Genomic DNA, 13,683 nt, shown 5'->3' with positions numbered 1-13,683 from the left:
AAACCTAGCAATCTGCCGCCGGGTTTAAGAAAATGCCCGTATCGCAAGATACGGGCATTTTTCTTATGCGCTACATCCAAGGTGAAGATCGTACGCAGGGCACTCTGTTTCCAGTCTCACTGGACGAACTCATTCCCGAAGACCATCTGGTTCGGGTGATCGAGGCGTACATTTCTCTGCTGGACCTTGAGCAACTCGGGTTCGACAAAGCTGCTCCCAAAGCAACCGGGCGCCCTTCGTACCATCCCGGCGACCTGCTTAAACTCTATCTTTACGGCTATTTCCAACAAATTCGATCCTCCAGGCGGCTGGAAGCGGAGTGTCAGCGCAACGTCGAGGTCATGTGGATGTTGGGCCGATTAGCTCCGGACTTTAAAACCATCGCCGACTTCCGGCGCGACAACAGCGCAGCTTTTGTCGCGACATGCCGTGCGTTTGTTCGATTTTGTCGGGGAGCCGGCCTGATTGCTGGCGAGTTGGTGGCCATCGATGGCAGCAAGTTCCAGGCCGTGGCTTCGAACCGAAAACAGATCACCCCTAAAAAGCTCCAACAGCGCGAGGCAAAGCTCGACAAGCGTATTGCGCACTATCTGGCTCAGCTTGATGAAGCTGATCGCGGCGAGCACAAAGAAGCTATTGATCGTTCTGCTGTGCAGACGGCGCTTGAGAAACTGAAGATAAAAAAGGCCAATAACCAGACCTGCCAAGTGCTGATGCAAGCTCAAGGTCTGGTGCAGCATGTGGTGGGTGAGTCCGACGCGCAAAAAATGCGCACCCCTTCAGGCTCGCGTATTTCCTATAACGTTCAAAGTGCGGTTGACGCAAAACACTGCCTGATCGTGCACCATGAAGTGACTCAGGAAGGAACCGATAACCGCCAACTGGAGCCGATGGCCAAGGCTACCCAAGAGGCGCTGGAGCAGGCCAAACTCAGTGTCATTGCTGATGCGGGTTACTCCAACGGCAGTCAATTCCAGGCATGTGAAGACGCTGGCATCACTCCCTATGTCCCGCCAAACCGAGCCGTTAATACCAAGGGTGATGAAGAGCAAAACTTTGATCGCACACTCTTCCATTACCACGAAGAAAGTGACAACTATCAATGCCCAAACGGCAAGATACTCACGCTTAAAGCCCTCAACAAAGGAGACCGGGTCTATCACGCCGCCGTCGACGACTGCACTGTTTGTCCGCTGAAAAACCGATGTACCAAGGCCGAACGCCGATACGTCACGCGTCATGCCCACGAAGCCGCATTTGAACGAATGGAACGGCGCATGAAAGCCAATCGAGACATGATGAGCCAGCGGCGATCTATCGTTGAGCATCCGTTTGGGAACCTGAAGCAATGGTCTATGGGCAACGCCAGGTTTTTACTGCGTCAACTGAAAGGCGCTCGAACGGAAATGGCGCTTGCGATACAAACGTACAACCTGAAAAGAGCCATAAACGTGCTGGGTGTGCGGCGAATGATGGAATTGATGGGCTGAAAAGCCCTTTTTTGCTTTTCAAAACCGGAAAAGCAAATGCCCCGACAAGTTGGGGCATTTGCTTTTGACCGGCACAGGCTGCGTTTTCACACAGCCTGTTGTCAGGGCCCTTTTTATTGTTCGGCGATTTGAGCTACAGGCTGCAAGCTGCAAGCTGCAAGCTGCAAGCTGCAAGCTGCAAGCTGCAAGCTGCAAGCTAAGAGCTAAAAGCAGATTTGCTTCGACTTGCAGCTTGCAGCTGCTTCTAACGCTTATCGCGGCGCTTTTTGTCGGCCTTTTTGTGGTGCGACATCATGCGACGTTTCTTGTTGACCTGGCGGTCGGTGAGCGAGTTCTTGTTGCCTTCGTACGGGTTCTCGCCGCCCTTGAACTCGATGCGAATCGGCGTACCGACCAGTTTCAGCACACGACGGTAAGTGTTTTCCAGATAACGCACGTAAGACTTCGGCACCTTCTCGATCTGGTTACCGTGAATCACGATGATCGGCGGGTTCGCGCCACCCAAGTGGGCATAACGCAGCTTGATCCGGCGGTTATTGACCATCGGCGGCGCGTGTTCGCCAACCGCATCTTCCAGAATCGTAGTCAGACGGTTGGTTGGCCAGCGGGTGACCGCAGACTTGAACGAGTTCTGTACGGAAGCGTACAGGTTGCCCACGCCCGTGCCGTGCAGAGCCGAGATGAAGTGGATGTCTGCGTAGTCCACGAAGAACAGTCGACGTTGCAGCTCGACCTTGACGAAGTCTCGCTCGCCCGGCGTCATGCCGTCCCACTTGTTGATCGCGATAACCAGCGCACGACCCGCTTCAATGGCAAAGCCCAGCAGGTTGAGGTCGTGATCCACCACGCCTTCGCGGGCATCCATCACGAAGATCACCACGTTGGCGTCTTTGATGGCTTGCAGGGTTTTCACCACGGAAAATTTTTCAACTTCTTCGTGGATCTTCCCGCGCTTGCGCACACCTGCGGTGTCGATCAGCGTGTACTTTTCGTCGTTACGCTCGAACGGGATGTAGATACTGTCGCGGGTGGTACCGGGTTCGTCATACACGATTACCCGGTCTTCACCGAGCATGCGGTTGACCAGGGTCGACTTGCCGACGTTCGGGCGGCCGATGATGGCGATCTTGATCCCGTCTTTTTCGCTCGGGCCAGGAATGCGCTTGGCTTCCTCGCCTTCGGCAACGATCTCTTCTTCGCCGTCTTCTGGCTCTTCTTCGTCTTTCGGGAAGGTGCTCAGGGCGATTTCCAGCATCTGGGTGATGCCACGACCGTGGGCACCGGCGATCGGAATCGCATGGCCCATGCCCAACGGGGCGAACTCGGCGCGGGCCATTTCAGGGTCGATGTTGTCGACCTTGTTGGCAACCACGTAGGACCGCTTGTTACGTTTGCGCAAATGTTCGGCGATCATCTGGTCGGCGGCGGTGAAACCGGCCTTCGCATCTACCAGAAACAAAACCACATCGGCTTCTTCAATGGCCAGCAGCGACTGCTCGGCCATTTTTTCGTCCATACCGTGCTCGTCACCGGAGATACCGCCGGTGTCGACCAGAATGTAGGAACGCCCTTGCCACTTGGCCTCACCGTATTGGCGATCACGGGTCAGACCGGACAAGTCGCCGACGATGGCGTCGCGAGTCCTGGTCAGGCGGTTGAACAAGGTGGACTTGCCGACGTTCGGTCGACCCACCAGGGCGATTACGGGAACCATGCGGCTCTCCACTTCGTTATTTCAGAAAATACAAAAGCCGCTGCTAGGCAGCGGCTGGTGCTCGGGGCCATCACCGGGTGCTTTTTTGCAGGAGCGGGCTTGCCAGCTAAAAACGCCAAGGCACCGCGTTTATTCAGGATGCCAACGTTATCGTTGACGTCCATCGCGAGCAGGCTCGCTCCCACATTGATCACCACAGATGAAGCCGCTTGGGATTCAACCCAAGCATAGTCAAACCTTTACTTGATGGTCAGGGCTTCCAGTTTGCCGCTGTTGCCATACAGATAAATCGTGTCACCCACCACCAGCGGACGGGCACGCAGGCCATCGCTGTCGATGCGTTCACGGCCGACGAAGCGGCCGTCCACCTGGCTCAGCAGGTGCACATAGCCTTCCATGTCACCGACTGCAACGTAGCTGGAATACACTTCCGGCGCCGAAAGCTGACGGCGAGCCAGCGAATCATTGCTCCACAATGCCGAGGTGGAACGCTCGTCGACACCTTCAACGGTGCCCGACGACAAACTCACGTACACGCTGCCGAGCCCCTGGGCAACGCCGGCGTAGCTGGAAGCATCACGCTGCCAGAGCTGACGACCGCTTTCCAGATCCAGTGCCGCAACGCGACCCTGATAGCTGGCGACATACAGCGTACCGCCGGACAGCAGCAAGCCACCGTCGATATCGACAACGCGCTCCAGTTCCGAGCGGCCCTGTGGAATCGCAACCCGTTGTTCCCACACCGGCACGCCGTTGGAAATATCGAGCGCGACCACTTTACCGGTCGACAGGCCAGCCACCGCGAGGCGGTTGGTGACGATCGGCGCACTGGTGCCACGCAACGTCAGGACCGCCGGGGTGCTGTCGTACAACCAGCGCTGGTCGCCGGTGGCAGCGTCCAGGCCGATCAGACGATCGTCCTGAGTCTGAACCACGACAACGTCACCGTTGTTGGCCGGCGGCGCGAGTACTTCACTGGACACACGCGTGCGCCACTTCTCTTCACCGCTGCTGGAGTCCAGAGCAACGATCTCGCCCTTGGTGGTACCGAAAACGACCAGACCGTAACCCACGCCAACGGCGCCGGAAACTGGCAGTTCGAGATCCTTTTCCCACTTGACGTCGCCATTGCTGCGGTCCATCGCCATCACCACGCCGGTAACGTCGGCGGCGTAAATGGTATCGCCTTCGATCGCTGGAACCAGCATGTTGTAGGTTTCGCCCTGACCGTCACCGATCGAACGACTCCATTGCTTTTGCAGAACCACTTCTTCAGTGAAGTCGGTCAGCTCGGCTGGTGGCAATTCTTTTTTGCTGTTGCTGCTGCAACCCGCGGCCATAATGGCCAGAGCCAGCAATGCTGCATGTTTCCAACGGATCACGTCACGCATCCCCTTTGGCCAGATCGTCCAGCTTGATTTGTAAGCCGCCGACCGCCGCTTCATCCGACAGTGCCGCCTTGGCTTTTTGATACGCCGTGTTTGCTTCGTCGGTACGACCCAACTGCACCAGCAGATCGCCCTTGAGTTCTTCGCGCGTGGCCAGGAACGCCGTGTCGGCGTCGCCTTCGAGCAGTTTCAGGGCTTCATCGGCCTTGCTCTGCGCAGCCAGAACCTGCGCCAGACGTTGACGGGCGATCTCGCCCAGCGCCGGTTTGGCGGGTTTGGCGATAATGGCTTTCAGCTCGGTGGCGGCATCGTCCAGCTTGCCGCTGTCAACTGCAACCTTCGCCACGAACAGGCTGCCGTACTGCGCGTACGCGGTACCGCCAAACTCGCTGTTGAGCTTGCCAGCCAGCTCCGAAACACGGGCCGCGTCGGGCTTGCCGTCAGGCGTGAGCGTGGTTTCCAGCAACTGCTGATAGAGAATCGACGCACCTTGCGACTGATTGCTCTGATATTTCTGCCAGGCCTGCCAGCCGAACACGATGACCAGCGCCAACAGGCCGCCAGTGACCAGGGGCTTGCCGTTGCGTGACCACCAGTCCTTCAAATCCGCCAGGTTTTCGTCTTCGGTACTCGACACCCCAATACTCCTTAATCGCTAAATCGGCTGTTTTATGACAGCTTCAACCCTGCACGACGCAGGTGGCCAGGTGTGCAGCAAGCGCATCCCAGGCAATGCTTTGTTGTTCGCCCTGGCCACGCAGGGGTTTGAAACCTACCACTTGCTGAGCCATTTCGTCGTCACCGAGGACCAGCGCGTACAGCGCACCGCTCTTGTCGGCTTTCTTGAACTGGCTTTTGAAGCTGCCGGCGCCGGCATTGATCTGCAGGCGCAGGTTGGGTAATTCGTCGCGGACTTTCTCGCTCAGCGTCAGCGCCGCCAACTCGGCGGCCTCGCCGAATGCGCAAAGATAGACGTCAACCTGACGGGAAATCTCTTGCGGAATCTGTTCCAGGGTTTCCAGCAACAAAACCAGACGCTCGATGCCCATGGCAAAACCAACGCCAGCGGTCGGCTTGCCGCCCATCTGCTCGACCAGCCCGTCGTAGCGGCCGCCGGCGCACACGGTACCCTGAGCGCCCAGCTTGTCGGTGACCCATTCGAAAACGGTCTTGCTGTAATAATCCAGGCCGCGCACCAGCTTCGGGTTGATCACATAGGGAATACCCGCGGCGTCCAGACGAGCCTTCAGGCCCTCGAAATGAACGCGCGATTCGTCGTCGAGGTAGTCGGCCATTTTTGGCGCGTCAACCAGGATCGCCTGTGTATCAGCGTTTTTGGTGTCAAGAACCCGCAATGGATTTGTCTTCAGGCGGCGCTGGCTGTCTTCGTCAAGCTTGTCCAGATGTGCAGACAGGAATTCGACCAGTGCTTCACGGTAACGGCCGCGGGACTCGCTGGTGCCCAGGCTGTTGAGTTCGAGCTTGACCGCATCACGGATGCCCAGCTCGCCCCACAGGCGCCAGGTCAGCACAATCAGCTCGGCGTCGATGTCCGGCCCGTCGAGGTTGAACACCTCGACACCGATCTGGTGAAACTGGCGGTAACGACCTTTCTGCGGACGTTCGTGACGGAACATCGGGCCGATGTACCAAAGCTTCTGCACCTGGCCACCGCCGGTGATCCCGTGCTCGAGCACGGCACGCACGCACGCCGCCGTGCCTTCCGGGCGCAGGGTCAGGGAATCGCCGTTGCGGTCGTCGAAGGTGTACATTTCTTTTTCGACGATGTCGGTCACTTCACCGATGGAGCGCTTGAACAGCTCGGTGAATTCGACGATCGGCATGCGGATCTGCTTGTAGCCGTAGTTATCCAGCAAACGCGAAACAGTGCCCTCGAAGTGACGCCACAGCGGAGTCTGTTCGGGCAGGATGTCGTTCATGCCACGAATGGCTTGCAGAGACTTGCTCACTATAAATCCTTATTCGTTCGGCTCTTCAACCGTTCGACTCTTAAGTCGGGCTTAGCCGCGGGCAATGACTGCCGCGTCGGCTTCGACCTTCTCGGCCGCTTTCTGGCGGATCAAGCGTTCAAGCTCATCCACCAGATTATCATTCGTCAGTTTCTGCGACGGCTTGCCGTCGATGTAAATCAGGTTTGGCGTGCCGCCAGTCAAGCCAATATGGGCTTCCTTGGCTTCACCCGGTCCGTTGACCACGCATCCGATGACCGCGACATCCAGCGGCACCAGCAGGTCTTCGAGGCGCCCTTCCAGCTCGTTCATGGTCTTGACCACATCGAAATTCTGCCGCGAGCAGCTCGGGCAGGCGATGAAGTTGATCCCACGGGAACGCAGGTGCAGGGATTTGAGAATGTCGTAGCCGACTTTCACTTCCTCGACCGGGTCGGCCGCCAACGAGATGCGGATAGTATCGCCAATTCCTTCGGCGAGCAGCATACCGAGGCCTACGGCGGATTTCACCGTGCCTGAACGCAGACCACCGGCTTCGGTGATACCCAGGTGCAGCGGCTGCACGATTTCCTTGGCCAGCAAGCGATAAGCGGCGACGGCCATGAACACGTCGGAGGCTTTCACGCTGACCTTGAAGTCGTGGAAATTCAGGCGTTCAAGGTGTTCGACATGACGCAAGGCCGACTCGACCAGCGCGGCCGGGGTCGGCTCGCCGTATTTCTTTTGCAGGTCTTTTTCCAGGGAGCCGGCGTTGACGCCGATGCGGATCGGAATCCCGCGATCACGGGCGGCGTCCACCACGGCCCGGACGCGGTCTTCGCGACCGATGTTGCCCGGGTTGATGCGCAGGCAGTCGACGCCCAGTTCGGCTACGCGCAAAGCGATTCTGTAGTCAAAGTGGATGTCGGCGACCAAAGGCACTTTGACCAATTGCTTGATTTTGCCAAACGCCTCAGCGGCGTCCATGTCCGGCACGGAGACGCGAACGATATCGACCCCGGCGGCTTCCAGACGGTTGATCTGCGCGACGGTGGCGGCGACGTCGTTGGTGTCGCTGTTGGTCATGCTTTGCACAGCGATAGGCGCATCGCCGCCCACAGGTACGTTACCGACCCAGATCTTGCGGGACTCGCGACGTTTGATTGGAGATTCGCCGTGCATGACTTATTGACCCAACTTCAGGCGAGCAGTCTCGCCACTGGTGAACGGAGCGACATCGACCACTTGCCCGTTGTAGCTGACCTGCGCGCCACGGGCGTAGCCCAGACGCACGGCAAAAGGTGGTTTGCCGCTGACGGAAACGTTCTCGCCTTTGCGCTTGAGACCACTCAACAACACCTTGCCGGTGCCATCGGTCACTTGCGTCCAGCAATCGGCAGTGAACTGCAGTTGCACCTGGCCTTGACCGGCAACCGCAGCCGTCGCTGCCGGAGCAGGAATGGTCGGCGTCACCGAAGCGCTTGCCGGCGGGTTTGGCACGACAGGAGCAGTCGCAGAAGTCGGAGCTGGCGTGACCGGTGCCGCGACAACCGGCGAAGGGCTCGGGGCCGGCGCAGCAGGTGCGGTCGGCGCGGCAGGCACAGCCGCTTCGGCGGCCGCTGGCGTTTCAGCAGACGTTTGGGCTTGTGGCAAAGCCAGCTCGGTGGTGCCTTCAGCTTGCCCCTCCACGACGGCCTGGTCTTCCGGCTCGTCCAGCGGATGAATCTGGGTGGTGCCGTCGGCGCCTTCGACTTCAACATGCTCCGGGCTCAGGCTGGTCTGTTCCCTGGTTCGCTGCGAGGTTTGATCCTGCCACCAGAAGAAACCACCACCGATGACGGCGAGCAGCAACAGCAGGCTGACAATTCGCAAAATGGTGTGGGAAACCCGAACCGGCTCTTCGATACGACCCAGGCTGTGGACGCTGCTGCCCTGAGAATCGGTGCCGGTGGACTGGTCGAACTGCTGAACCAGAACGGTCTGGTCCATGCCGAGCAATTTGGCGTACGCGCGAATATAACCACGGGCAAACGTATGCCCCGGCAGCTTGTCGAAGGCGCCGGCTTCCAGATTGCTCAGGGAATTGACGGTGAGGTTGAGCTTGAGGGCCACTTCGGCCAGCGACCAGCCATTGCTTTCGCGGGCCTGGCGCAATGTCTCACCGGGGTTAACGCGATTCGCTGCTACAACTTCGGGATGCGCCGCTTTCATCATTGCTCCGACAGGTATTGCTGATATTCCGGCGTACCGGGATAGAGTCGTTTTAATTGCAGGCCGAAACTGGCGGCCTTGTCGCGATCTTCAAATACTTTCGCCAGCCGAACGCCGAGCAATAGACTACGTGCATTTTGTTCGGTCAGCAGGCTAAAACGCTCGTAATAGTCACGCGCCGGCACATAATGCCTGTCTTCATAAGACAACTCAGCCATTTCCAGCAATGCTCGAGGCTGTTGCCGGTTAAGGCGCAAGGCTTTCTCCAGTTGCTGCCGGGCCAAATCACGCTGACCGAGCTTCGAGGCCGTCATGCCGAGGTTTTCGAAAACCCGCGAACGCTCAGGATACAGGGTATCGGCGGCGGCCTGTTCAAAGCGCTCGTAGGCCTCTTTATAACGCTTCTGCTCGAACAAGAAACTGCCGTAGTTGTTCAGGATTCGCGCATCGCCCGAACGCGAGGACAGCGCCTTGCGAAAATGCTCGTCCGCCAGTTCCGGCTCCATCTCGGCTTGAAACACCAGGCCCAGCGCGGCGTTGGCATCGGGATCGGAGCTGTCCAGGTCCAGTGCTTTCTTGAGAGGCACTTTGGCCCGCTCGGTCATGCCTTGTTGCAGGTACCCCAGGCCAAGCTGCACATAGGCAGCACGCGCCTCGTCGCGGCCTTTGCTGGTCTTCATCGGGTTGAAATCGCCCGACAGGACACAACCAGTACAAAGACTGGCCAACAGCACAAGCAGCGCAAAGCGCAGTGACATAGAGATCCTCTCTTAAGTGTTGTTTGCGGCGTTCTGCGCCAGATCGTTTTCGGCGCTCAACTCGCGCACGGCGATATAGCGTTCGCTGCGACGGGTGCGATCCAGCACCTGCCCTACCAATTGACCACATGCAGCATCGATGTCTTCACCGCGAGTCGTACGCACGGTGACATTGAAACCGGCATGGTGAAGCTGATCCTGGAACCGACGAATCGCGTTGTTGCTCGGACGCTCGTAACCGGAGTGCGGGAACGGGTTGAACGGAATCAGGTTGATCTTGCACGGGATGTTCTTGAGCAGTTCGATCATCTCGACCGCGTGCTCGACCTTGTCGTTGATGTCTTTCAACAAGGTGTACTCGATGGTCAGCACGCGTTTTTCGCCCAGGGACGACATGTAGCGCTGGCACGACTCGAGCAGCATCTTAAGCGGATACTTCTTGTTGATCGGCACCAATTGGTTACGCAATGCGTCGTTGGGTGCGTGCAGGGACAACGCCAGGGAGACGTCGATGTGCCTGGAAAGCTCATCGATCATCGGCACCACGCCGGAGGTCGACAGGGTTACACGGCGCTTGGATATGCCGTAACCGAGGTCGTCCATCATCAAGTGCATGGCCGCGACGACGTTGTCGAAGTTCAGCAGCGGCTCGCCCATGCCCATCATCACCACGTTGGTGATGGCACGGTCGGCGGTCGCCGGAATGCTGCCAAACGATTTATTGGCAATCCACACCTGGCCAATGACTTCGGCGGCGGTGAGGTTGCTGTTGAAGCCTTGCTTGCCAGTGGAGCAGAAACTGCAATCCAGGGCACAGCCTGCCTGGGACGAAACGCACAAAGTGCCGCGTTTGCCCTGGGGAATGTAAACGGTCTCGACGCAGCTGCCGGACGCCACGCGCACCACCCATTTACGGGTGCCGTCGGTGGAGATGTCCTCGCTGACAACTTCCGGACCGCGAACTTCGGCAATAGCCTTGAGCTTGTCGCGCAAGGCCTTGCTGACGTTCGTCATGGCGTCGAAATCATCGACGCCAAGGTGGTGAATCCATTTCATTACCTGACCGGCACGGAAACGCTTCTCCCCGATCGAGTCGAAGAATTTTTCCATTTCCTGTTGAGTCAGACCCAGCAGGTTGGTTTTTACAGTCGATGTAGTCATGGATTCACCTTCACTCTTAAGCCAATGCTTAGCGAGTGGTTACTTCAGTAGCGGCGAAGAAGTACGAGATTTCGCGAGCAGCAGCGGCTTCGGAGTCCGAACCGTGCACAGCGTTGGCGTCGATGGAATCAGCGAAGTCAGCACGGATGGTGCCGGCAGCCGCTTCTTTAGGGTTGGTAGCGCCCATCAGCTCACGGTTCAGAGCGATAGCGTTTTCGCCTTCCAGCACCTGAACGACAACAGGACCGGAGATCATGAAAGCAACCAGGTCGCCGAAGAAACCACGAGCGCTGTGCTCAGCGTAGAAGCCTTCAGCTTCAGCTTTGGACAGTTGCTTGAGTTTCGAAGCTACAACGCGCAGGCCAGCTTTTTCGAAACGAGTGGTGATTTCGCCGATGACGTTTTTTGCAACAGCGTCAGGCTTGATGATGGAGAAAGTACGTTGAACAGCCATGGTGTAACTCCAGAAACGGTAATTTGTGAAAAATTAAACCCGCGAATTATACGCGGGTTCTTGGGTAATGCCTAACTGGGTACGGTGCAGGTTCAATCGGCTTCTTCGATCCACAAGGTCTGGATCGCTTCAAGAACCTTTTCCCCGCCCCGGTCCGGCACGTCGTCGAACTCGGGCAACGCCATGACCAGATTACGCAGTTTGACGAAGTTCACCGACAGAGGGTCGACATCCGGGTGCGCCTCGGCAAGCTGTATAGCGATCTCTTGTACATCAACCCATTTCAGGCTCATGACATTTCCTTGAATCAGTGCGGCGCTTCCGCCGCATGGTTGAGCGAGTATTTCGGGATTTCGACGGTCAGGTCTTCAGTTCCGACGATCGCCTGACAGGCCAGACGCGATTGCGCTTCCAGGCCCCAGGCACGATCAAGGAAATCTTCCTCCAGCTCGTCTGCTTCTTCCAGCGAATCAAAACCTTCGCGGACGATGCAATGGCAGGTGGTGCAGGCGCAGACGCCGCCGCAGGCGTTTTCCATTTCAATGTGGTGCTCGTGCGCCAGATCCAGGATGGAAGTTCCGGGCTCAGCCTCGACCACCATGCCTTCCGGGCAAAACTTGTCGTGGGGCAGAAAAATGACCTGCGGCATCGTTATTCCTCAATCTCATTCAGGTTGCGCCCCGCCAGCGCGGCTTTCACCGTCGAATCCAGGCGGCGGGCGGCAAAAGAATCGGTCACTTGCGACAGACGCTTGGTCTGCTGCTCGACGGCGAAACCATCGGTGCCTTTCATCAGTTCGGTCAGTTCCTGCATCTGCAACTGGATGACCATGCGCTCTTCGGCATCCAGCAGGCGCTCGCCATCAACCTCAAGCGCCGCTTGCACGGCTTCGATCAGGCGCTGCGCGTCGACTTGTTGCTCACGCAGCACGCGGGCGACTTTGTCGTCGTTGGCGTGCTGGAACGAATCCTTGAGCATCTTGGCGATCTCGCCGTCGGTCAGCCCGTAGGACGGCTTCACCTGAATGCTGGCTTCAACGCCCGAACCCAGTTCGCGGGCCGACACGCTAAGCAGACCATCGGCATCCACCTGGAAGGTCACGCGAATTTTCGCCGCACCTGCGACCATGGCCGGAATGCCGCGCAATTCGAACCGCGCCAGAGAGCGGCAGTCGCTGATCAGCTCACGCTCGCCCTGCAACACGTGAATCGCCATGGCCGACTGGCCATCTTTGTAGGTCGTGAAATCCTGGGCGCGGGCGACAGGGATGGTGGTGTTGCGCGGGATCACCTTCTCCATCAGGCCGCCCATGGTTTCCAGCCCCAAGGACAACGGAATCACATCGAGCAAGAGCAGTTCACCGCCATCGCGCTTGTTGCCAGCCAGCGTATCGGCCTGGATCGCGGCCCCGATGGCCACCACTTGATCCGGGTCGATTTCCGTCAACGGCTCGCGACCGAAGGCTTCAGCCACCGCTTCGCGGACGCGAGGCACCCGGGTCGAGCCCCCCACCATGACCACGGCGTGGACTTCATCCAGCTCGATACCGGAATCGCGCACCGCGCGGCGGCAGGCTTTCAGGCTACGAGCGACCATCGGCTCGATCAGCGCGTTAAAAGCTTCGCGGGTGAGTTGAGCTTTCCAGTCGCCGTAAACCACTTCAACAGAGTCGGCATCAGTCAGCGCTTCTTTGGCAGCACACGCGGTCTGCAGCAAATGACGTTGCGCGCCCGGGTCGAGGTCGGCCGACAAACCGGCGCTGGTGATGATCCAGCCAGCAATGGCGTGATCAAAATCATCGCCGCCCAGCGCACTGTCGCCACCGGTGGCCAGGACTTCGAAAACGCCGCCGGTCAGGCGCAGAATCGAAATATCGAAGGTGCCGCCACCCAGGTCATAAATCGCGACCAGGCCTTCAGCATGTTGATCCAGCCCGTAAGCCACTGCCGCAGCGGTCGGTTCATTGAGCAACCGCAGCACGTTCAGACCCGCCAGTTTGGCCGCGTCCTTGGTCGCTTGCCGCTGAGCATCGTCGAAATACGCCGGCACGGTGATCACCGCACCGACCAGTTCGCCACCCAATGCCGCTTCGGCGCGCTGGCGCAGCACCTTGAGGATATCGGCGGAAACTTCGACCGGGCTTTTCGGCCCCTGAACAGTGTCGATGAACGGCATGTGCGATTCACCGCCGACAAAACGGTACGGCAGTTGATCGCCCAATTGCTTGACGTCGGACAGACCACGACCCATCAAGCGCTTGACCGACAGCACAGTGTTCAAAGGATCGGCCGCCGCGGCCAGCTTGGCCGACTCGCCCACTTCCACACGATCAGCGTGATAGCGCACGGCAGACGGCAGAATGACCTGCCCGTCAGCGTCGGCCAGAGGCTCGGAAAGACCACTGCGCAACGCAGCGACCAGCGAATTGGTAGTACCCAAGTCGATCCCCACAGCCAGACGACGCTGGTGTGGTTGAGGACTTTGGCCGGGTTCGGCGATCTGCAGTAGGGCCATCGTGATCAGGACTTATCTGTATATCAGGCGTGCGACCGGAGCGG

At 58.5% G+C, this 13,683-nt stretch carries 13 protein-coding genes; 1 reads left to right on the top strand and 12 read right to left on the bottom strand.

Annotation, left to right across the window (positions count from 1 at the left end; all coding sequences use genetic code 11):
- Positions 1 to 65: 65 nt before the first annotated feature.
- A complete protein-coding gene (locus tag ACYZT1_RS05715) occupies positions 66 to 1,490 on the top strand; it encodes an IS1182 family transposase (RefSeq protein ID WP_462017041.1) in 1,425 nt (474 codons plus the stop codon).
- 244 nt (positions 1,491 to 1,734) lie between these two features.
- Here ACYZT1_RS05715 and der read toward each other — a convergent pair whose 3' ends face one another.
- The 12 genes from der to hscA all read right to left on the bottom strand — a co-directional run bounded on the left by der (position 1,735) and on the right by hscA (position 13,639).
- Positions 1,735 to 3,204, bottom strand: coding sequence for a ribosome biogenesis GTPase Der (gene der, locus ACYZT1_RS05710; protein WP_028620135.1), 1,470 nt, complete (start codon positions 3,202 to 3,204; stop codon positions 1,735 to 1,737).
- Between the two features lie 239 nt (positions 3,205 to 3,443).
- A complete protein-coding gene (gene bamB, locus ACYZT1_RS05705; protein WP_462018059.1) occupies positions 3,444 to 4,595 on the bottom strand; it encodes an outer membrane protein assembly factor BamB in 1,152 nt (383 codons plus the stop codon).
- Complete coding sequence (locus ACYZT1_RS05700; RefSeq protein WP_462018058.1) at positions 4,588 to 5,229, bottom strand: tetratricopeptide repeat protein; 642 nt, start codon at positions 5,227 to 5,229, stop codon at positions 4,588 to 4,590. The genes bamB and ACYZT1_RS05700 overlap by 8 nt, the downstream gene beginning before the upstream one ends.
- Before the next feature lie 43 nt (positions 5,230 to 5,272).
- Positions 5,273 to 6,562 (bottom strand): histidine--tRNA ligase, encoded by a 1,290-nt coding sequence (gene hisS, locus ACYZT1_RS05695; protein ID WP_462018057.1) that lies wholly within the window; start codon positions 6,560 to 6,562, stop codon positions 5,273 to 5,275.
- A gap of 51 nt (positions 6,563 to 6,613) precedes the next feature.
- A complete protein-coding gene (gene ispG / locus ACYZT1_RS05690) occupies positions 6,614 to 7,723 on the bottom strand; it encodes a flavodoxin-dependent (E)-4-hydroxy-3-methylbut-2-enyl-diphosphate synthase (RefSeq protein ID WP_462018056.1) in 1,110 nt (369 codons plus the stop codon).
- Positions 7,724 to 7,726: 3 nt separating this feature from the next.
- Positions 7,727 to 8,752, bottom strand: a complete 1,026-nt coding sequence (locus ACYZT1_RS05685; RefSeq protein ID WP_462018055.1) for a RodZ domain-containing protein — start codon at positions 8,750 to 8,752, stop codon at positions 7,727 to 7,729.
- Positions 8,752 to 9,510 carry a type IV pilus biogenesis/stability protein PilW gene (pilW, locus tag ACYZT1_RS05680; protein ID WP_462018054.1) on the bottom strand — a complete coding sequence of 253 codons (759 nt, stop codon included), beginning with the start codon at positions 9,508 to 9,510 and terminating at the stop codon, positions 8,752 to 8,754. The genes ACYZT1_RS05685 and pilW overlap by 1 nt, the downstream gene beginning before the upstream one ends.
- A 12-nt stretch (positions 9,511 to 9,522) precedes the next feature.
- Positions 9,523 to 10,671 carry a dual-specificity RNA methyltransferase RlmN gene (rlmN, locus tag ACYZT1_RS05675; protein WP_462018053.1) on the bottom strand — a complete coding sequence of 383 codons (1,149 nt, stop codon included), beginning with the start codon at positions 10,669 to 10,671 and terminating at the stop codon, positions 9,523 to 9,525.
- 28 nt (positions 10,672 to 10,699) lie between these two features.
- Complete coding sequence (ndk, locus tag ACYZT1_RS05670) at positions 10,700 to 11,125, bottom strand: nucleoside-diphosphate kinase (RefSeq protein ID WP_007916882.1); 426 nt, start codon at positions 11,123 to 11,125, stop codon at positions 10,700 to 10,702.
- 92 nt (positions 11,126 to 11,217) lie between these two features.
- Positions 11,218 to 11,418: a Fe-S cluster assembly protein IscX gene (gene iscX, locus ACYZT1_RS05665; RefSeq protein ID WP_462018052.1), complete on the bottom strand. Its 201-nt coding sequence runs from the start codon at positions 11,416 to 11,418 to the stop codon at positions 11,218 to 11,220.
- A 14-nt stretch (positions 11,419 to 11,432) separates the two neighbouring features.
- On the bottom strand, positions 11,433 to 11,774 hold the full coding sequence (gene fdx / locus ACYZT1_RS05660) for an ISC system 2Fe-2S type ferredoxin (RefSeq protein WP_462018051.1): 342 nt from the start codon (positions 11,772 to 11,774) through the stop codon (positions 11,433 to 11,435).
- A 2-nt stretch (positions 11,775 to 11,776) separates the two neighbouring features.
- Positions 11,777 to 13,639, bottom strand: a complete 1,863-nt coding sequence (hscA, locus tag ACYZT1_RS05655; RefSeq protein WP_462018050.1) for a Fe-S protein assembly chaperone HscA — start codon at positions 13,637 to 13,639, stop codon at positions 11,777 to 11,779.
- Between the last annotated feature and the right edge of the window lie 44 nt (positions 13,640 to 13,683).

It is taken from the genome of Pseudomonas sp. PB3P13, from assembly GCF_054897735.1.
Note: the sequence above shows the minus strand (reverse complement) of the source record. Positions and strands in the feature narration are given on the sequence as shown.